This is a genomic window from Ruegeria sp. CL7 (assembly GCF_056536445.1).
This window is the reverse complement of the sequence record NZ_JBQFPQ010000001.1, coordinates 633088-653315: the sequence shown is the minus strand read 5'-3', so window position 1 is coordinate 653315 and position 20228 is coordinate 633088. Positions and strand designations below refer to the sequence as shown.

19 protein-coding genes and 1 pseudogene are annotated in these 20228 nt (G+C 58.0%); 8 read left to right on the top strand and 12 right to left on the bottom strand.

Going from position 1 to position 20228, the window contains the following annotated elements; genetic code table 11:
- Positions 1-86 precede the first annotated feature (86 nt).
- The 5 genes from ACR0LI_RS03255 to yajC are packed head-to-tail and all read right to left on the bottom strand — an operon-like array spanning position 87 to position 4150.
- Complete coding sequence (locus tag ACR0LI_RS03255; protein WP_171631397.1) at positions 87-440, bottom strand: Mth938-like domain-containing protein; 354 nt, start codon at positions 438-440, stop codon at positions 87-89.
- Between the two features lie 12 nt (positions 441-452).
- Positions 453-1217, bottom strand: a complete 765-nt coding sequence (locus ACR0LI_RS03250; RefSeq protein WP_371732213.1) for a sulfite exporter TauE/SafE family protein — start codon at positions 1215-1217, stop codon at positions 453-455.
- Positions 1198-2166, bottom strand: coding sequence for a protein translocase subunit SecF (gene secF, locus ACR0LI_RS03245; RefSeq protein ID WP_171115306.1), 969 nt, complete (start codon positions 2164-2166; stop codon positions 1198-1200). Before secF ends, ACR0LI_RS03250 begins: the two co-directional genes overlap by 20 nt.
- Before the next feature lies 1 nt (position 2167).
- On the bottom strand, positions 2168-3829 hold the full coding sequence (secD, locus tag ACR0LI_RS03240; RefSeq protein WP_480718000.1) for a protein translocase subunit SecD: 1662 nt from the start codon (positions 3827-3829) through the stop codon (positions 2168-2170).
- Between the two features lie 33 nt (positions 3830-3862).
- A complete protein-coding gene (gene yajC / locus ACR0LI_RS03235) occupies positions 3863-4150 on the bottom strand; it encodes a preprotein translocase subunit YajC (protein WP_117868574.1) in 288 nt (95 codons plus the stop codon).
- Positions 4151-4351: 201 nt separating this feature from the next.
- On the opposite strand from yajC, the gene ACR0LI_RS03230 reads away from it, so the two are divergent.
- Both ACR0LI_RS03230 and serS read left to right on the top strand, forming a co-directional pair.
- Positions 4352-6016: a mechanosensitive ion channel family protein gene (locus tag ACR0LI_RS03230; protein WP_480717999.1), complete on the top strand. Its 1665-nt coding sequence runs from the start codon at positions 4352-4354 to the stop codon at positions 6014-6016.
- Between the two features lie 72 nt (positions 6017-6088).
- Complete coding sequence (gene serS / locus ACR0LI_RS03225) at positions 6089-7381, top strand: serine--tRNA ligase (protein WP_209832713.1); 1293 nt, start codon at positions 6089-6091, stop codon at positions 7379-7381.
- A 57-nt stretch (positions 7382-7438) separates the two neighbouring features.
- On the opposite strand, the gene ACR0LI_RS03220 is transcribed toward serS, so the two are convergent.
- The 3 genes and pseudogenes from ACR0LI_RS03220 to ACR0LI_RS03210 form a co-directional block, all read right to left on the bottom strand.
- Positions 7439-7771 carry a hypothetical protein gene (locus tag ACR0LI_RS03220; protein ID WP_254705383.1) on the bottom strand — a complete coding sequence of 111 codons (333 nt, stop codon included), beginning with the start codon at positions 7769-7771 and terminating at the stop codon, positions 7439-7441.
- 153 nt (positions 7772-7924) lie between these two features.
- Positions 7925-8080 (bottom strand): annotated as a pseudogene (locus ACR0LI_RS03215) (helix-hairpin-helix domain-containing protein); the annotation flags it as partial.
- A gap of 93 nt (positions 8081-8173) precedes the next feature.
- Positions 8174-9157 carry a fatty acid desaturase gene (locus ACR0LI_RS03210; RefSeq protein ID WP_171631384.1) on the bottom strand — a complete coding sequence of 328 codons (984 nt, stop codon included), beginning with the start codon at positions 9155-9157 and terminating at the stop codon, positions 8174-8176.
- 446 nt (positions 9158-9603) lie between these two features.
- Here ACR0LI_RS03210 and ACR0LI_RS03205 point away from each other — a divergent pair, with 446 nt between their 5' ends.
- The 4 genes from ACR0LI_RS03205 to ACR0LI_RS03190 all read left to right on the top strand — a co-directional run bounded on the left by ACR0LI_RS03205 (position 9604) and on the right by ACR0LI_RS03190 (position 10905).
- Positions 9604-9996 carry a hypothetical protein gene (locus ACR0LI_RS03205; RefSeq protein WP_171723023.1) on the top strand — a complete coding sequence of 131 codons (393 nt, stop codon included), beginning with the start codon at positions 9604-9606 and terminating at the stop codon, positions 9994-9996.
- Positions 9993-10118 carry a hypothetical protein gene (locus ACR0LI_RS03200; RefSeq protein WP_480717998.1) on the top strand — a complete coding sequence of 42 codons (126 nt, stop codon included), beginning with the start codon at positions 9993-9995 and terminating at the stop codon, positions 10116-10118. The genes ACR0LI_RS03205 and ACR0LI_RS03200 overlap by 4 nt, the downstream gene beginning before the upstream one ends.
- 144 nt (positions 10119-10262) lie before the next feature.
- Positions 10263-10457 carry a hypothetical protein gene (locus tag ACR0LI_RS03195; protein WP_480717997.1) on the top strand — a complete coding sequence of 65 codons (195 nt, stop codon included), beginning with the start codon at positions 10263-10265 and terminating at the stop codon, positions 10455-10457.
- Complete coding sequence (locus ACR0LI_RS03190) at positions 10450-10905, top strand: hypothetical protein (protein WP_171631377.1); 456 nt, start codon at positions 10450-10452, stop codon at positions 10903-10905. The genes ACR0LI_RS03195 and ACR0LI_RS03190 overlap by 8 nt, the downstream gene beginning before the upstream one ends.
- A 44-nt stretch (positions 10906-10949) precedes the next feature.
- On the opposite strand, the gene der is transcribed toward ACR0LI_RS03190, so the two are convergent.
- From der to ACR0LI_RS03175, 3 genes are read right to left on the bottom strand one after another with little or no spacing between them, the layout of a single operon-like run.
- Positions 10950-12413, bottom strand: a complete 1464-nt coding sequence (der, locus tag ACR0LI_RS03185; protein ID WP_171631375.1) for a ribosome biogenesis GTPase Der — start codon at positions 12411-12413, stop codon at positions 10950-10952.
- Between the two features lie 49 nt (positions 12414-12462).
- A complete protein-coding gene (locus ACR0LI_RS03180) occupies positions 12463-13785 on the bottom strand; it encodes a PQQ-like beta-propeller repeat protein (RefSeq protein WP_171723020.1) in 1323 nt (440 codons plus the stop codon).
- A 44-nt stretch (positions 13786-13829) separates the two neighbouring features.
- Complete coding sequence (locus ACR0LI_RS03175; protein ID WP_171631369.1) at positions 13830-14501, bottom strand: hypothetical protein; 672 nt, start codon at positions 14499-14501, stop codon at positions 13830-13832.
- 226 nt (positions 14502-14727) lie between these two features.
- On the opposite strand from ACR0LI_RS03175, the gene ACR0LI_RS03170 reads away from it, so the two are divergent.
- Complete coding sequence (locus tag ACR0LI_RS03170) at positions 14728-15954, top strand: efflux RND transporter periplasmic adaptor subunit (RefSeq protein WP_480717996.1); 1227 nt, start codon at positions 14728-14730, stop codon at positions 15952-15954.
- Entirely contained in the window at positions 15951-19739 is a 3789-nt protein-coding gene (locus ACR0LI_RS03165; protein ID WP_480487956.1) for an efflux RND transporter permease subunit, read from the top strand. Before ACR0LI_RS03170 ends, ACR0LI_RS03165 begins: the two co-directional genes overlap by 4 nt.
- Positions 19740-19783: 44 nt before the next feature.
- Here ACR0LI_RS03165 and ACR0LI_RS03160 read toward each other — a convergent pair whose 3' ends face one another.
- On the bottom strand, positions 19784-20182 hold the full coding sequence (locus ACR0LI_RS03160) for a DUF2147 domain-containing protein (RefSeq protein WP_171723017.1): 399 nt from the start codon (positions 20180-20182) through the stop codon (positions 19784-19786).
- Positions 20183-20228: the final 46 nt, after the last annotated feature.

Here is a 20228-nt window from a genome sequence, read left to right as displayed (position 1 = left end):
TGTGGGAGCTTTGAGCAAAGAGGTCCGAGTGAGGGGCCGGCCCCTCACACACCCCGGGATATTTTCGGCCAGATGAAGGGATCCCGTCAGACCGGGATCAGAGCAAGCGCTATTCGGCGACCTTCAGAGAGCAAGACATTGTAGGTGCGGCACGCAGCCGGAGAATTCATGATTTCGACGCCGACACCGGCACTCTCCAACCGGGTGCGCAAAGACTGGGGAATGTGGGCCATGTCTTTGCCAGTGCCGACAAGCAGAACGTCAATTTCATCAGCCAGTTCCAGAAGTGGTTGCGCATCTTCATAACCGCCCCAGATGGCAGGTCCTGCGGGGCCGGTCAGAACTGCGCCTTCGAACACATCACCGCCAATGCGGAAAAAACCGGGGCCGTAGCCATCAACCGGCTTGGCATCCGAAAACGTAACTTGGTTGAGGCGCATTCCTTCCCTCCTTCAATCCAGGATCGGCAAACCGGACACGACTGCTATCAGAATGACCGAATAAGCCGCAGTGCGATAGATCCGTTCGAGCTTTGGATCGAACAGAGCCTTGCCGATCAGTGTCGTGGTCAGATAGGGCAAGCCCAGCAGCAGGACAATCCAAAGGATCGACAGATCCGCAGCGCCTCCGATCAGGATGCTGAAGACGATGGCCACGTCCAGCAACGCCAGAAAGATGATCGTGTTGGCACGAATCTTGCGCACATCTGAAGAGCTGGCCAGATAGAATACGATAACGACCGGGCCGGTCAGTCCGGTCATGCCACCGATCACGCCTGCGCTGCCTCCGATGGCCATCCGTCCGGGCACACCCAGCCGTCCTTGCCAGCGCCAGCCAGTGACGATCGCCAACAGGGTCACGCCGGTGATACCGCAGGCAATCCAGCGCAGAACGACCGTGTCGGCCTGTGCCATGACCCAAAGGCCAAGCGGCACGGTCAATGCCGCTGCAACGCCCAAAGTGCTGATTTCGGTCTTGTCGCATTCACGCCATGCCTGCGGCGCCAGCGCAAAGGTCGATACGATCCCAGTGGCTGCCATCAGAAAGACGACATCGGCAATCGGCAGAAATTGAGTGGCCACCGGAACAAAGATCATCGCGGTGCCAAAACCAGTGAAGCCGCGGACAAGTCCCGCGGCTCCGATGGTAAGAACCAACCAACCCAGCCCCGGCAGGGACAAGGCCTGTTGCAACGCCTCAGGCATCAATATTGGCAAACTGGTTGCCCGCCGTGTTGGACGGCTTGGACCAGTCGCGCTTGACCCCCAGCCACAACAGGATGGTCGAGGCGACGAAGACCGATGAATAAGTGCCCACGATCACGCCCCAGATCATCGCGAACACGAAGCCGCGGATCACATCGCCGCCCAGAACATAAAGTGAGATCAACGCCAGCAACGTGGTGACCGAGGTCATGACGGTCCGGCTGAGGGTCTCGTTGATCGAAATGTTCAGCACCTCTTTGAGGTCTTTCTTTTTGTACTTCCGCAGATTTTCACGCACCCGGTCGAAAACGACCACGGTATCGTTCAGCGAATAACCGACGATGGTCAGAAGGGCCGCGATAATGGCCAGATCAAACCGGATTTGCAGTTCCGAGAAGATGCCGATGGTCAGGATCACATCGTGAACCAGTGCCGCCACGGCCCCCAGCGCAAACTGCCATTCGAACCGTAGCCAGATATAGACAAGCACCGCGCCAATCGCCAAAGCCACCGCGATGACGGCGGTCTGGATCAACTCGCCCGAGACCTTGGGGCCGACGGATTCTACGGAGACGAACTGAATATCAGGTATTACCTGCTGCAACGCGTCCTCGACGGCGGTGATGGTCGCTGCTTCGACAGCCTCGGCATCTTCCTGCGCCTGGATGCGGATCATCGCGACGTTTTCGTCATCCGCAAAGGTTGGATCGAAAATCTCGGTGATGGTCACATCGCCCAGTTCCAGCGGGGCGATGGCATCTCGGTATGTGCCCACATCGATCTCGACCGCGCTTTGCGTCCGGATCGTCGTGCCACCGCGGAAATCAATACCGAAATTCAGCCCTTGCAGCATGAACGAGGTGAAGGCAATCACCATCATCAGGCCGGAAATGCCCAACCAGACCTTCCAGCGGTTGAAGAAATCGAACGAGGTGTTCTGGGGTACGAGTTTCAGTCTCATGTCAAACCTCGATCGTTTTCGGACGGCGGCGTTCGAACCACATCACGACCATCAGGCGCGTCACGAAGATCGCGGTGAAGACCGAGGTCAGAATGCCGAGGCCCAGAGTGATTGCAAAGCCGCGCACCGGGCCACTGCCCATGGCAAACAGGATCACGGCGGTGATGAATGTGGTCACGTTCGCATCCAGAATGGCAGACAGCGCCTTTTCATAGCCCAGTTCGATTGCGCGCGCCGGACCTTTGGCGGATTTCAGTTCCTCGCGGATACGTTCAAAAATCAGCACGTTGGCGTCCACCGCCATACCGACTGTCAATACGATCCCCGCGATACCCGGCAGGGTCAAGGTTGCTCCGATCATGGACAGCAGACCGAACAACAGGCCCACATTGATGATCAGCGCGATGTTGGCGAAGATCCCGAACAGACCATAGCTGAGCGCCATGAAAACCAGTACTGCCACAAAGGCCACGATTGTGGCGACTTTGCCCGCGTCGATACTGTCCTGCCCCAACTCGGGTCCGATGGTACGTTCTTCGAGGAATTCCAGGCCGGCAGGCAGTGCGCCCGCTCGCAGCAGGACGGCCAGATTGGTGCTTTCCTCAACCGTAAAGTTGCCGGTGATGATGCCTGAACCGCCCGGAATATGACTTTGGATCACGGGGGCCGAAATTACCTCGTCGTCCAGAACGATGGCAAAGGGGGCTCCGATATTGTCGCGGGTATAATCCCCGAATTTGCGCGCACCAGACGTGTTGAACCGGAAATTGACCGCAGGGCGACCGTTTTGGTCGAATGCGGGCTGCGCATCGACCAGTTCCTCTCCGGTAACGACCGGAGCGGATTCAATGGTGTAGTAAACACCGCTTTCGTCAATCGACGGCACAATTTCTTCGCCGATGCCTGCAACGGCATCCGGATTGGTGCCGCGTCCGGCGACCGGGTTAAAGGTCAGTTGCGCCGTCGTACCGATGATCTCTTTCAACTCACCCGCGCTGCCGATGCCAGGCACCTGAATCAGGATACGATCGGCACCCTGACGCTGAATGGTCGGCTCTCGGGTGCCCACTTCGTCGATCCGGCGGCGGATGATTTCCAACGATTGACGCACTGTGCGGTCGTCTGAGGCCAGTTTTTCTGCATCGGACAACTGAACGACAATCGTGTCGCCTTCGGCACGTGCCTCGATATCCGTTGCCCCGACACCGGTCAGGGTCTGCACTTGACGGGCAAGACCGCGCACGACCTCCAGTGCCCGCGCCATGCCCTCAGGCTGGCTGATGCGCACGCGAATCTCATCTGGGGCCGATTCCTGACGGCGGACCGTCCCGACGGTCGAGCGCTCATCGCGCAGGGCGTCACGGATATCTGGCCACATCGCCTCCATCCGGGATTCGTAGACGTCCTGCACCTGAACTTCGGCCAACAGATGTGCACCGCCGCGCAGGTCAAGGCCCAGATTGACCAGCGACGAGGGCAGCCAGTTCGGCCATTGCCCCGCCTCGACCTGCAACTCGGGCGTATCCACGCCCAGCTCGATCGCGGTTTTGGCGTCGTTTGATTGCTCGACCCGTGTGTAAAACGCATTTGGCAGGGCCATGATCAGGCCAGTCACGCAGACCAGCCAGATCAGAACCCGCTTCCAGGTATCAATGTGCAGCATTACCCTGCCTTTTCAAGGATTTGTAAGGTGGTGTTATTTCGCGGGTTCGGTTTTGTTCAGAACCTGGGCGATGGTCGATTTGACCACACGCACTTTGACACCTTCGGCGATCTCGACTTCGATCTCGTTATCGCCTTCCTTGACCTTCGACACTTTGCCGATCAGCCCGCCCTGGGTGACAACCTGATCCCCCCGACGCACGGCATCGACCATGGCCTGATGTTCCTTCATTTTCTTCTGCTGCGGACGGATCAACAGGAAATACATGATCGCAAAGATCAGGATAAGCGGGAGAAACTGGGCGATTGCGCCACCTTCCATGGGATATTCCTTTGTTCAGATCTTGCGGCACCGTTCCGCAAATTTTGCCGGAACCTATGCTTTGAAATGCGTGTTTGCAAGCAAAGGTGGTCATGTGATCGGCCGCAACCTGAGAAAGGTGCCACACGAACCGGTAAATCGTTGCAGATATGTCCTATGCAGGTATTTCAAATTGGCTATAGTCGAACATCAGGGGGGGCAATGAGAGCTAGATACAAACCATTCCAATCGTTGACGCTTTTGCTGTCCTTGCTGAGCTTGATCCTGTGTCTGGCCGCGCCGGTGAAGGCCCAGGAATTGCCTGCCGAAGCCACCAAACCCGAGGCGGAAGAAACCGAAAGTTTCAAGGCGCCCGTCATCGTGGACGGCGACATGTTGTTCTTCCTGCGCGGCTCCAGCGCTCTGCCCGCGCCGGAACGTGCCGAAAGCGTGCAGAACAAGATTATTGAGGTGGCCGAAGCCTCTGAAAGCCCCACCGTCGACATCACCTTTGAAGAAACCGACCTAGGCATACGCATTCGCGCCGACGGTGAAATCGTATCGATCGTGACGCTTGCAGACGCCGAACTGGATCAGATGGAGCTGGACGTCCTCGGCTTACTGCATGGTCAGGCCATCGAAGAGGCCATCCTTGCCTACCGCTCCAACCGTACAGATCAAGCCCGGGTATCCGGAGCGATTGAGGCCGCTGGATGGACCTTAGGCTTTGTCGTCTTCGTGCTGGTTATCCTTTGGCTTCACCGGCGGATCAGGCGGCGCACTCTGAAACTAGTAAAGCGTTATTTGAAGGATGTCGAAACGGCGACGGCCAAAAGCGTTCAGGCCGAAGCAATCGCCGCCCTGATCCGATACGGGCTGAATTTTGCCCTGTTGGTCATCTTCTTTCTCGGCTTCTACTACTACCTGTCCTTCGTTCTACTGGCCTTTGCGGAAACACGCTATTTCGCGCAACTGCTGCTGACCTATCTGACAGAACCGGTACTGCTGATATTCAAGGGAATACTCAGCTATATCCCAAACCTGATTATGCTCAGCCTGATCGCATGGGTCACGTTGTACATAATCAAGGGCATGCGCGTGTTCTTCGACGCGGTCGAAGCCGGTTCGTTCGAAATGGGCGATTTTGAAATACACTGGGTCAATCCGACGTTCAACATCGCTCGGGTTATCGTGATTCTGATCGCGCTCGTCTTTGCCGTTCCCTACATTCCCGGTTCGGATTCGGCCGCCTTCCAGGGTCTGACCATTCTGGTCGGCGCCATGCTGTCGCTGGGTGCCAACTCGGTCGTGTCCAACATGCTGGCGGGGCTTTTCGTGATCTATCGCCGCTCCACGTCAATTGGCGACCGCATTCAGATCGGGGACCATATCGGCGACGTGGTTCAAATCAAACTGATGGAGACGCATCTGAAATCCATCAAGAACGAGCTGATTTCGATCCCGAACGCTCAATTGATGAATTCGGATGTTGTGAATTTCTCGAAGAAAACCGATGGCAGTGGGTTGCTGCTGCACACGACGGTTGGCATCGGATATGAAGAACCGCCCGAAAAGGTCGAAGCAATGCTGATCGAGGCGGCCAACCGCACCAAGGGCATCAAGGCCAAACCTGAACCTTTCGTACTGTGGACGGCGCTGGCCGACTACGCCATCAATTATCAGATCAACGGTTACACCACCCGCGGCAGCATCATTCCCAAAATCCGCTCGGACCTGCATCGCAACATTGTCGCCGTTTTCAACGAGAACAAAGTGCAGATCATGACGCCATCTTACATGGCTGATCCGCCAGAACCAAAAATCCCGGCGGATGAATGGGATGGACATCTGGCACATGAATCGCACGAGGAAGCGGATAAGTCGTAACCGGCGCTACACCCTGCCCCACAGATGGTGCATAAGCGGTTTCAGTGATTCACGCATTCAAGGATCTGAGACATGCACGACATCCGCGCCATTCGCGAAAACCCTGCCGCTTTCGACGCCGCTTTAGCGCGCCGTGGGGACGCGCCGGTGTCGTCAGATGTGCTCAGGCTGGACGAAAGCCGCCGCGCCAAGATTCTGGCGGCCGAAACAGCGCAAGCCGAACAGAACAAGGCGTCCAAGGAAGTCGGGGCTGCCAAAGCTCGAGGCGACGAAGCCGAATTCGAACGCCTGCGCGCGCTGGTTGCCGAGAAAAAAGCCGAAATCGCGCGGATGCAGACCGAGGCCAAGGATCTGGATGCCCTGCTGACGGATCAGTTGATCCGGATCGCAAATCTGCCCGCCGAGGATGTGCCGGATGGCGTGGATGAAAACGACAATGTCGAGATCAGCCGCTGGGGCACACCGCTTGAGCTGGATTTTGCGCCCAAGGAACACTTCGAGATCGAAGCCGTTCAGCACGGCATGGATTTCGAAACCGCAGCCAAACTCTCGGGTTCGCGATTTGTGCTGCTGTCCGGTGGCGTCGCCCGTATTCATCGCGCTTTGGCGCAGTTCATGCTGGATACGCATATCACCGAAAACGGGCTGACCGAGGTGAATGGCCCGGTTCTGGTTCTGTCCGAGATGATGCAGGGCACCGGCCAATTGCCGAAATTTGGCGAAGACAGCTATCAGACCCGCGAAGGCTGGTGGCTTATCCCGACCTCCGAAGTGTCGCTGACCAATATCGTAAACGACAGCTTGATCGAGGAAAGCTATCTGCCCCGCCGCTACACCGCGCATTCCCTGTGCTTCCGGTCCGAGGCCGGATCCGCGGGCAAAGACACCCGCGGGATGTTGCGGCAGCACCAGTTCGAAAAGGTCGAGATGGTTTCGATCACGCATCCGGACAAATCGGATGAAGAACAAAAGCGCATGCTGCGCTGCGCCGAGGGCATTCTGGAAAAGCTGGGCATTCCTTACCGCACTGTCATCCTGTGTACCGGTGACATGGGCTTTGGCGCCCGCCGCACCTATGATATCGAGGCCTGGTTACCCGGTCAGGACACCTATCGCGAGATCAGCTCGGTTTCGACATGCGGTGATTTCCAGGCCCGCCGCATGAACGCTAGGTTCCGCCCCGAAGGTGGCGGCAAGCCGGAATACGTCCATACGCTGAACGGTTCAGGTTTGGCTGTTGGGCGTTGCCTGATTGCCGTGCTGGAAAATGGCCAGAACGCGGACGGCACCGTGACCCTGCCCGAAGTCCTAAGCCCCTATCTGGGCGGCAAACTGACCCTGCAACTGGACGGCACACTAGCCTGAAAAACGAAACCGGCACCATGAGGCGCCGGTTCACAATGCAAGACGGGGCGAAGGAATTTATTTCTTCGCCTTTTTCTTGTCCTTCTTGCTATCTTTCTTCTTGTCACTTTTTTTCTTGCCTTTCTCGGCGTCTTTTTTGCCCTTCTTGGCGTCTTTTTTCTTTTCGTCCTTTTTCGATTTTTTGTCCTTCTTGGACTTTGCTTTCACCTTATCCTTGGCTTTGGAAAACGCGGCTTCCATTTCTTTGCGTTTCTTGGCGGCTTTTTCAGCTTTCGCCTTGGCCTTGGCCTTTTTCTTGGCTGCGGCTTCGGCTTTTTCGGCCGCCGCTTGTTCTTCTGCCGCTTTGCGTGCAGCTTCTTCCGCCCGTTTTTCTGCCGCTACAGCGGCCACGGTCTTGCGCGGGGCGGCTTTTCGTGTCGCCGGCTTTCGGGCGGCTGGTTTTGCGGTTGCTGGTTTCCGTGCCGCTGGCTTTCGTGCCGGCGCCTTGCGCGCGCCAGACTTACCGGCGGCAAGCGTTGCGGCTATTGCCGCTTTTGCGGCTTCGATCAATAGGGCGGCGCGGCTCTCACCGACCCGAGGAACCTTGACCAGATCTGCGGGTGACGCCTTCGCTATCGCTTCTGCGGTCTTAAAGCCATTGGCTGCAAGGGCTTTTTTCAGCGCCTCTCCCACACCTTTTACGTCGGTCACTACAGTCATCCAAAGGTCCTTTCTCCATCGCCCTGCCTCATCGCATATACACTGGATATGCATATCCGCAAGTTCAGCACTTGCCTTCTCGGAACCAATGGATCAGCTATGCGCCAACCCAGCGGTTCGGTCATTTTTCGGGAATGGCACGAGGCGTTTCGCATCCTCATCCCAAAGCTTGAGGTTCAAAGCCGCTACAGCCTCGGGGAACTTGATCCGACGAGGCGTGAATTCAGGCGGCAGATTATAGTGGCAGGCCCGCAACCGGTACGATGGGATACGCGCGTTGTAATGGTGGATGTCATGTAACGTGATACAGGCGACGGCGGTATCGAACCACCATCCGAAATCCAGTGCGGAAGATCCATGCAACGCTGCGGTCTGCGGGTTCAGGTCAGGACGGCGATCCCAATAGGTATCTTCAAAATTGTGTTGCAGATACACGAGAAACACACCCAGCATTCCGCCCAGAAACGAAAACACCAGCCAGACCAGAATACCGGTCAAGCCCGCCACCAGGTACAACAGGCCCAAAAATACGATGATCGATGCATTGTGCAGCAAGACGCCTGCGACACCGAAACGAACAGTGTTCTTGGGCCAGCGATAGCGAATGAAATATGTGAACAGCGCACCGACCGGCACCAGGATGAAAGGGTTTCGATACAACCTGTAAAACAAACGGGTTTTCCAGTCCGCGTCCTGCCATTCCCGCAATGTCATCGTGTGAATTTCACCGGTCTCACGATGCTCGAGGTTTCCGATCCCCGCGTGGTGCAGATTGTGGTTCTGTTTCATCACCTCGAACGGTGCAAAGGTGAATGGCGAAAGACCATGCCCTGCCCATTCGTTCTGCATTCGCGTTTCAAACAGCGAATGGTGCCCGCAATCATGTTGCAGCACATAAAGGCGTACCGCCGAAAAGGCGAAGACGATCCCGGCCGGGATCATGATGTACCAGCGGTCCACGAACACGATCGCTAGAGACAGCGATGCGAAATACACCGCGAACGTGCCAAAATAGCTCAGTGCAGCCAATCTGTTGTCCTGAACTGCGTAGTGTCTTGTGTATTCTCTCAGATCCATCCAGTCCGCTCCCCACGATGGCCCTGTTTTAATCTGTTAAAAATCCAGGCGCGGCTTGACCGCGTGCAGGCAATGCATGTGCTGACAGATGCACACACGTGAATGCTAGCGCGCAGAACAGGGGCTGTCACGCCCTCAGAGCGAAAACGCTGAAAATTGGCGCAGTTACGCGCTTGCGTGACGATCACCAGCGCCGAATAACGCGCCCTGGCAAGTAGGAAGCGCCCGGGAAAACAGCCCCGCAATATCGCGAAACACTTCAGCAGTATTCGGAAACCTCCCTTTGAGTTGACGCTTGGGAAACTTCCAGTCAGAGTAAGAAGCAGTGTTTTAAGGCATGTTGATTGACTTATTCGAGAAATATATTGCCATTGGCGCCATTGTTCTGCGCCTCGCTTGCTGGGTGCTCTTATAACGGTTTCGGCACTTCATCTTCAGCCGCCATCGTGACTGGCAATGCAATTGTGCACGAGCTGCGCGGTCGCGGGCTGCATGTTGCTACGATGCGCGGCACGGCAATCTTCAGCTTGGGCATCTATCACGAGGTTCTGGTTTTTGCCGGAAATTGCGAAGATGGCCCGGCAAGGCTGACAGACCGTCAGGCACTGATCAAAAACCAAACTCTTGCAGCATCCGTGACAGACACGACAGGGCTGGAGATCGCCCTTGGCCGCAGATGGAGCGGCCTGACCCTTGGCCGCCATCAGGCCGCTGTTCTGGTGGATGTGCCACAGGGCGCCGAAATCTCCCGCAGCCTGCATCTGGATCTGACTGACCTGTCGGCAACCAGCGTAGATCAACAGGATGACACTCTGTGCACGAAGGAGACGGGGACGTGAAAAAATTATTTATTTTTTGTGGGTTAAGCAGTGTTTGGGGATGTGGCGATACGCTTAATGTCGCGCATGATACAGTTGTCGGTATCAATGCCGCCGTCAGCGCCAATCGGCAGCAAGGCTAGGTTGTGATCGGTTATGACAGAGATTTCGCTGCCGTGGTTCCCGTGATTGAACCAGGCAAGGTCGGTCCCGACGGCACATCGCGCACAGATCGCGAGGCTATGGCCGTATTCGGCTGCACACGGATGGAAACCAAGAGCATTTTCTTGACCCGATACTCAGACGTCATTTCCACCGGAGACGCCGCAAACAAACTTGCAAAGACGCTTGGAACAAAAAACCGAACCGATGGTGCCGCGAGACTGGTCACCTGCGGTGAAGACAAAGAGGGAAAAGACAAGGACACCGGCAATGAACAGGGCAATGACAACCAATCGACCGGAGGAAATGGCAATGGCTGACAACCCAAGACTTTCTTGGATCATCCTCCTGGCAATCGGGGGCTTTGGCCTTGTCGGCTGCACCTCGATTCAGGATCGCAGTTTGGTCTATGGGGAACGCAGCGGTGTGAACATCGCCTTGCGCTCTGATCCCGCCAAGGCGCTGCCCGTCGAGGTCAATGCAGGTGTACAGCGCCGCGTGACAACGCTGGTTCCGCCCATATCGCGCGATCAAAACAAACGACCCAATGATGAGGCGGTCAGTTTGGTTTCGACATTTGACCTGACCTATGACAATGCCGACGCTTCCAAAGGTCTTTTCGGAGGTCGGACGCGAATTGCATCGATCTTTACGACAGGTTCAGCCGCGACCGAACTGGCGACGGCCATTGAACAGGGCAATGGGACGTCAGAGGGTATCGCCAATGCCGCAGAAGCGAACCGCGCATTCGTACTTGGGCACGATTGAGTCAGTCCGCCTGTGTCATCAAAGCCCTGATTCTGGTGCGTAGTTTACCCGCGCCCCTTCAGATGCTTGGCCAATGCGCCCGCGTTTTTCTTGCGCCGACCCTTGTAGGGGTTCTTGTCCCCCTGCCCGCGCAGCGTCAGGCGGATCGGTGTTCCGGGCATGTCGAAATCCTGCCGTAAACCGTTCACCAAGTAACGGGTATAGCTTTCAGGCATTTTGTCGGGATGCGAACACATCACCACAAACCCCGGAGGTCGGGTCTTGGCCTGCGTCATGTAGCGCAGTTTGATCCGGCGTCCCTGTGGGGCTGGCGGCGGGTGTTGTTCCAGCATGGCCGTCAGCCAGCGGTTCAGAGCGGCAGTCGGCACCCGGCGGTTCCAGACGTCATGGGCGCGCAGGATCGCGTCGCGCAAACGCTCCAAACCCCGGCCCGTCTTGGCGGAAACCGTGATCAGCGGCGCGCCGCGAAGTTGCGGCAGCAGCCGGTCAAACGACTCTTTCAACTCGCGCAGCTTTTCCTGCTTGTTGTCTTCGATGTCCCATTTGTTGACGGCGACGACAACGGCCCGGCCTTCACGCTCGGCCAAATCGGCAATCCGCAGATCTTGCTGTTCAAACGGGATCGCGGCGTCCAGCAACACAACGACGACCTCGGCAAATTTTACCGCGCGCAGGCCGTCGGACACGGAAAGCTTTTCCAGCTTTTCCTGTACTTTTGCTTTCTTGCGCATCCCTGCGGTGTCAAAGATCCGCATCGGCGTGCTTTGGCCGTCCGGGTCAGCCCAGTCGATTCGCAAGCTGATTGCGTCACGCGTGATCCCGGCCTCTGGCCCCGTCAACAGACGGTCTTCGCCGATGATCTTGTTGATCAAGGTGGATTTGCCCGCATTTGGACGCCCCACCACCGCAACCTGCAAGGGCTTGGCTGCGGTGATCAGCGGCGTCTCGCCCTCACCGTCTTCGTCCAGTTCAATGTCCGTTTGCGGGGCTTCCTCGACTTGTTTTTCCTCTGCCGCGTCTGCCAGAGGCATCAGCTGCGCATAAAGGTCCGTCATCCCTTCACCATGTTCGCCCGACAAGCGGACCGGTTCACCCAGACCAAGGTTGTAAGCTTCCAGAACACCCGCATCCGCAGCATTGCCTTCGGCCTTGTTGGCCGCAAGTATCACGTGCTTGGACCGTTTGCGTAGGATCTCTGCGAACATTTCATCCGTTGGTGTCACACCCACGCGCGCGTCGATCATGAACAGGCAGACATCAGCCATGTCCACGGCACGTTCCGTCAGACGGCGCATCCGCCCCTGAAGGCTGTCATCCGTCGCGTCCTCAAGACCCGCCGTATCAATCACGGTAAAGCGCAGATCGCCCAGACGCCCTTCGCCTTCGCGCAGGTCGCGCGTCACGCCGGGCTGGTCGTCGACCAGGGCCAGACGTTTGCCCACAAGGCGGTTGAACAGGGTGGATTTGCCCACATTCGGGCGCCCCACGATGGCGAGGGTCAGCGACATGATACTCAACTTTCAAGACTCAAGAAGCGCCCTTTAGCGCATCTTGCCGTCAACGGAAAGCGTGTAGATCTCCCTTGGAGGAAACGACATACAGCGTTTGCCCGGCAACAACCGGAGCCGTAGTTGCACCTCCGGGAACTTCGACCTGGTGAACCAGTGCCCCGTTAACCGGATTGAAGAAGCGCAGATACCCGTCATTGGACGCAATCACAATACGGCCTCCGGCCAGGATCGGACCGTAATGTGCAAAGATCGGACCGCGGCGGCCTCGCTTGTCCTTGACAAAGCTTGGCAGATCCTGCGCCCAGATGACCGAGCCATCGGCCGCATTCAAGCGCACCAGCTGACTGCGGTCACTGATCAGGAAGATGCTGTTGCCTGCAGGCCAGACAGTATCAACCGCACCTTCATCGGCGGTCCAGCGGCGTTCACCGGTGGCGGCGTCAAAGGCAACGGTCCGGCCAGAATGGTTGCCGATATAGATTGTGTTTCCGACAACCATCGGACTGCCGGTCACGTCAACGATCTGCGCGGCGGCCCGTCCCCGCCGCCCGCCTGCGACCGACGCATTCCAGCGACGGATGCCCCCACGGCGGAAGGTGGCCGCAACATCGCCGGACCCGAATGCAAACACTGCCAGGTCCGAGGCAATCACCGGTGCCGGTGCGCCCAGAACGTTACCGACGCTGGGCGTGCCTTCGATTTGCCAGGCGATACGCCCGTCCTTGGTGTTGATGGTCCACCCGGTTTCGTCCCCCGCGACAAGGTACAACAACCCGTCATTGACCATCGGAGAGCCGCTTCCGGTTGCGTCCAATCGCTTCTGCCACCGCACGGCGCCCGTTTTTGCATCCAATGCGGTCAGTCGCCCGAACCCGGACGACACGTAGAGAACGCCGTTCGAATAGGCCAAGCCGCCACCGGTGGCGTCTGCATCACCGTCACTTGGCGGAACCAGATCGGTATCCCAAGCCAACTGGCCCTGCGGCGTGACCGCTGACACCGTCGCCCCCGCATCCAGTGTATAAATCAACCCGCCCGCAACCACCGGTTCGGCGGTGATACGTTGCTTGCGCGAGTCGCCCTGCCCGATCGACACAGACCAGACCCGCTGTGGCGAGCCACGCAGTGCCGCGTTCGTGGTTCGGAAAGCAGCCGTCCCCGGGCTTTGCGGCCAGCTGGCATTCGCTTTTTGAGCTGGCAGGCTGATGGGCTGAGAGCCGCTCTTTTCCACTGTTTCCAGATCAGACGCCGGACGGATGTCTTCACGTTCTCCGGGCAAAATCGCTTCGGGAGGTTCACAGGCGGTCAATGCGGTCAAAGCCAGTGCCGCAACCGGCAATCCCGCGCGGGAAATTAGTCTTGTTACCATGATGTTCCGAACTCGCCTGTCATTAAGTCTTTTGTCCCGCCTGGTCAGCCCTGCTGTGCCACCAATGGCTCGGGTTCGCCGCCCAACGCAACTATCAGTTGGGCCGCACGTTGTTGCAGATCAATACCGACCTCGGCGTCCTGACGCAGCGCCTGCAAGCGGTCCAGTGCCGCATCGACATTGCCCTCGGACACGTCGATCAGGGCCAGTTGCTCCTCGGCCAGCAGTCGAAGGGGCGCACCCGGCGCCGCCAGCGCTTCGAACTGCTGTCGACGGTCAGCGGCGGGCAAGGTGTCGCTTTGCAACAACAGCGCCTTGAAGCTTGCGATCGCGCGATAGATCTCGGGCAAATCCCCCTGCACGGCAACCGCGTTCAGACTGTTGACCGCCTCTTCGCGCGATCCCGCTTCAAGCTGAGACGCAGACAGCAGCATGTTCAGAACAGCATTCCCGCCCGGCGACTGCGCCTCGGTTTCCCGCAAACCGGCCGCCCGTGCATCAGAATCGTTTTCCGACAGAGCCGCCAGAATCGAGTCACCCAGATCCTGCGCCTGCGCCGTATCGCGGGATTTGCGGTATTCATTGAACGCCGCCCCGCCGACAATCAGCGCGACCGCCGCCACACCAACCCAACCCCAGCGGCGCAGCAGCAGATACATCCGATCACGGCGTACCTCTTCCGTGACCTCATCAATGAAACTGTCGGTGTCGCTCATTCCTGCCCCCTGGGCTGTGTGTCTTGCATAAGTGCGCCATGTCATACCCCGGCACCAACGCCAAGCCAAGGGTCGGATTTTGCGCATTTTCACCGCTTGGCTTCTCACTTGCGAAAAAAACTAAACCGAACTATTCAGTTTAGTGTAGAAATTACACAGCCGACGCCCCATTTCATACCAAGACGGCCCCGCTTTTGTTGGCACCGAATTCTAGGAGAAACACTGAATGCGTTTGATTTCTTTCATCAACGCCCTTCTGGTTATTGTTGCGTTGTATTTTCTTGTTTTTGAGCGCGACTCTTTGTTTGCTTTCGCCGGACGTGGCGAAGCAGAAGAAGCGGTACAGACCGAAGCCGTCGAATCCGACGAGACCGATATTGATGCCGTTGGCGTGGTCGCCCTGCGTTCGCAGGCGCGCGAAATTGACAGTGCGGTTCTGCTGCGAGGACAAACCAAGGCGAACCGGCAGGTCGAGGTTTTGTCTGAAACCACATCCACGGTGATCTCGGAACCCATGCGCAAAGGTGCCTTTGTCGAGGCCGGGGATGTTCTGTGTGAACTCGACCCCGGCACGCGCCCGGCGCAACTGGCCGAGGCGCTGGCCGGAAAACTCGAAGCCGAAAGCCGCATTCCCGAGGCTGAAGCCCGCTTGCAAGAGGCGCATGCCCGTGTGGCCGAGGCCGAAATCAATCTGACGGCTTCGCGCAAACTGGCGGAAACCGGGTTTGCTTCGGAAACCCGCCGAATTTCCAGCGAGGCCGCGATGAGCGCTGCCAAAGCAGGTGTAAAGTCCGCCGAAGCCGAGCTGGAGGCGACCCGGGCCGGAATCGAAGCAGCCGCAGCCGCAGTTGAAGCCGCGCAGCGAGAGGTCGGACGCCTGACCATCAAAGCCCCGTTCAAGGGCCTGCTGGAAAGCGACACCGCAGAATTGGGCAGCCTGATGCAGCCCGGATCGCTGTGCGCAACCGTGATTCAGCTTGATCCGATCAAACTGGTCGGGTTCGTGCCGGAAACCGAAGTCAACCGTGTTCAGGTGGGGTCCGAGGCATCGGCAACGCTGGTCACCGGTCGGCAGCTTGGCGGCCGCGTCACGTTCCTCAGCCGGTCGGCTGATGAAACAACGCGCACGTTCGAAGTTGAAATCACGGTTCCGAACCCGGATCTGACCATTCGCGACGGTCAGACCGCGACCATCAGCATCGCAGCCGAAGGCACAAAGGCACATCTGCTGCCGCAATCCGCCCTGACCCTAAGCAACGAGGGTCAATTGGGTGTCCGTACTGTCGGCACCGGCAATGTGGTGAATTTCCTGCCTGTCCGCATTCTGCGTGACACGGCCGAGGGTGTCTGGGTCGACGGTCTCCCCGAAACAGCCGACATAATCATTGTCGGACAAGAGTTCGTGACACGCGGTGTGACCGTAGCGCCGACTTATCGGGAAGCGTCACAATGACCGGTGTTGTCGCATGGGCCGCTGATCGAGCCCGCATGGTGTTGGCATTTATCGCGATTTCGCTGGTTATCGGCGGATTTGCCTATGTCTCGCTTCCGAAAGAAGGCGAGCCGGATATCGAAATCCCTGCCCTGTTTGTATCCGTGCAGTTTCCCGGGATTTCCGCAGAGGATTCCGAAAACCTGCTCATCAAGCCGATGGAGACCGAACTGGCGGATCTCGACGGGCTCAAGGAAATGACATCGACCGCTGCCGAAAACTATGCGGGGGTCGCGCTGGAATTTGACTTCGGTTGGGACAAGACCGCGATCATGGCCGATGTGCGTGACGCGATGAACACAGCTCAGGCGGACTTTCCCGAAGGCGCAGAACAATATTCCCTGACCGAGATCAACTTTTCCGAATTCCCGATCGTCATCGTGAACCTGACCGGTCCCGTTCCCGAACGCACGATGGCCCGTGTCGCCAAGGATCTACAGGACGATCTTGAGGCTCTGGATTCCGTTCTCGAAGCCGGTATCGCAGGCAATCGCGACGAGATGCTCGAGGTCGTGATCGACCCGCTGCGGCTTGAAGCCTACAACGTGACGGCGGACGAGCTGATCAACGTGGTACGGAACAACAACCAGTTGATTGCAGCCGGTGAAGTTGAAACCGCGCAGGGCACCTTCTCGGTCAAGATACCGTCGTCGTTCAAAACCGCACAGGATGTTTACGGCCTGCCCATCAAGGTCAACGGTGATCGGGTCGTCACCTTGGGGGAACTGGCACAGATCAACTACACTTTCGAAGACCGCGAAGGGACGGCCCGTTTCAACGGTGAACCGACCGTCGCATTGCAGGTGGTCAAGCGCAAGGGCTATAACCTGATCGACACCGTCGCGCAGGTGAAGGAAACCATTGCGCATGCAAAGACCAAGTGGCCGCCCGAACTTCAGGCGGCGGTTGATCTGGGTACATCGAACGACCAGAGCCGCATCGTCGGCTCGATGGTCAGCCAGCTTGAAGGCTCGGTTCTGACCGCAATTGCGCTGGTGATGATCGTGGTTCTTGCCTCGCTGGGTACGCGGGCCGCCCTGCTGGTCGGTTTTGCGATCCCGACCTCGTTCCTGCTGTGTTTTGCGTTTCTGGCAGTCATGGGTGTCAGCATCTCGAACATCGTGATGTTCGGCCTCATCCTGGCGGTGGGGATGCTGGTGGATGGCGCCATCGTCGTGGTGGAATACGCAGACAAACGCATCAAGGAAGGCGTGGGCCCGATGCACGCCTATGTCGAGGCCGCCCAGCGCATGTTCTGGCCCATCGTGTCCTCGACCGCAACGACACTCTGCGCGTTCCTGCCCATGCTGTTCTGGCCCGGTATTCCCGGCGAGTTCATGGGAATGCTGCCGGTCACGCTGATCTTCGTTCTGTCGGCGTCGCTGATCGTGGCGCTGATCTATCTGCCAGTCATGGGCGGTGTGTCCGGCCGCCTGAGCCGCCTCTTCGATCGGTCTTCGACCTGGTTGCGGGCGCGCACGCCATGGTGGGTCCGGGTGCTGATGGTGCCGCCGTCGCTGTACATGATCTTTCTGGGTGCGATGCAGGTTCTGAACCCCAACTACCTGCTGCCCGGTGGCTCGATCGCCGGGGCGCTGCTGTTCCTGTTCGGGGCGTTTGCCGGGTCCGTAACCCTGAGCGCGGCCAAAATGGAACGCGCCGAAGAGGACCACGTTCATACAGCGGACGAACACACGTTTTTTGGCCACGTCGTTCGGTTCCTTGTCGGCAATCCGATCATGCCGATCGTTTCCCTGCTGACGGTTTTCACGGCGGTGTATTTCGTGGCCTTCGTCTGGTTTCCTCAGGAATCCCGCGGGGTTGAATTCTTCGTGGAAAGCGAACCTGAACAGGCCACCGCATATGTGCGTGCCCGCGGGAACCTTTCCCTGGCGGAAAAAGACGCGATGGTTCTTGCCGCCGAAGAGATCATCGGAACTCACCCTGCGGTCATCAACGTCTTTGCCTTTGCGGGCGAAGGTGGCCTGAACCAGAATAACGGTGGCGCTCAGGCGCCGGCCGATACAGTGGGCCGGGTTCAGTTCGAAATCATCCCTTGGGAAGACCGCCCCAACGTTTCGGAATCGGCCCTGTGGGGCCTGTTCGAACGGCACTTCGTGGCGCCCGAATATGATGGCGACTTCGTGATTGATGAGCTGAATACCCAACTTGCAACGATCCCCGGCATCATCGTCGAGATTTTGCCGTTGGAGCAAGGCCCTGCTTCGGCCAAGCCTGTGCATCTGCGCATCAAGGGTGACGGGTGGGAAGACCTGACCTCGGCAGCGATCACCGCCCGCGAGGTTTTCGACACCACGCCGGGCCTGATCAAGACCGAAGATACCCTGCCTCTGCCCGGCATCGACTGGCAGATTGACGTGGATGTCGCCAAGGCCGGTCGGTTCGGAGCCGACGTGGCAACCGTCGGCGCCATGGTCCAGTTGGTCACGCGCGGCATATTGCTGGGCGAGATGCGCCCGGACAGCAATGACGAAGAGATCGAAATTCGCGTTCGCCTGCCCGAAGAAGACCGCGTTTTGTCGACACTGGATACACTCAAGGTCCGTACCCCGGACGGTTTGGTGCCCTTGTCGAACTTCGTAACGCGCAAACCCGTGGCCAAGCTGGCCGAGATCAACCGCGTCGACCAGCAGCGATACTACGACGTCAAAGCGGATGTCGAACCGGGGCTGAGCAAGGTTGTGACCGAAGGCCCCGATGGAAAACAGGTGCGGCTGGCCGTCATGCGTGAAGTGACGGAAGGCTACACACCGACCGGCACCGTTCTGAATGGTACGGGTGGAAAGTCATATGAACTGGTTCAACTGACCGGCGCAGAAAGTGTCGACCAGCTGCGCAGCGCAATCGAAGACGGGGATGCTCAGTTTGCGCTGATCAACCCGAACGAGCGTATTGCGGTGCTGACGGAATGGCTGGAAACCGGCCCGTTCGCCAACGCGATCAGCTGGGAATGGACTGGTGATCAGGAAGAGCAGGAAGAATCCGGCGCCTTTCTGGTGAACGCGTTCATGGGCGCTCTGGGGCTTATGTTCGTGATCCTGCTGGCGCAGTTCAACTCGTTCTACAATTCAGTTCTCGTGCTGCTGGCGGTGGTTCTGTCCACCACCGGGGTTCTGATCGGCATGATCGTGATGGAACAGCCCTTCTCGATCATCATGACCGGGACCGGCATCGTGGCCCTGGCCGGTATCGTGGTGAACAACAATATCGTTCTGATCGACACCTATCAGGAATACAGCAGCTATATGCCGAGGATCGAGGCGATCATCCGCACCGCGGAATCCCGTATCCGCCCGGTGCTGCTGACCACGCTGACAACGATGGCCGGTCTGACGCCGATGATGTTCGGCCTGTCGCTGGACTTCATCAATGGCGGCTATTCCATCGACAGCCCCACCGCACTGTGGTGGAAACAGCTGGCCACAGCGGTGGTCTTTGGCCTGGGCATTGCAACTGTTCTGACGCTGATCGTCACCCCATCGCTTCTGGCCTTGCGGGTCTGGGTGACAACCTATGCGATCTGGCTCAGCCGAGTTCTGGCCCGTGTAACGGCAGGCCGGTCCAGCCAGATCGCGCAGGACATGGCGATAGGGCGCTCTGCCCGGCAGATGCAGGCCACTGAAATTGTGTGGGAGGACGACTCGCGTTTTGAAGGATCAGAACAGGACAGTCGATCAGATCAGTCTGGTCGCCCCTCTGGCCCGCCGCTGAAAGCTGCTGAATAAACGAAAAGGACCGGGAGTTCCGGTCCTTTTTCATTTGGCCATCATCACAACCGGGACCACGTCTGATGCGCGCAAATCGCATGTTCGCATCCTTTGACCAGCAGCTTGTCCCCCTGCAACGTCATCTGTGGCACCGCATCCACGTTGATCAACGGGACCCAGAATTCGCCGCCGCCGTATTTTCCTCCGCCTTCACCCGCCACGTCCCAGAACAGTTTCTTACCGATATTCGGTGTTTGGACTTCCTTGCCTGAAGAGTCATAGGCCGAAAGGATCCGACCGCAGAACTTATCCCCACACGCCGTGATTTTGATGTGCGAAATCAGGTTCTTGCGATCAGGTTCAGTCTTCCAGACACCCACGATGGGATCGGCCGCCACAATGACCGGCAGACTAATCGCGATCGCAATAGACGATAGTCGTGACTTCAATCGCTTCATCATGACAGGCACCCTTCTGGTTTTTTTTGTATTCTACCCTGTTTCGCTC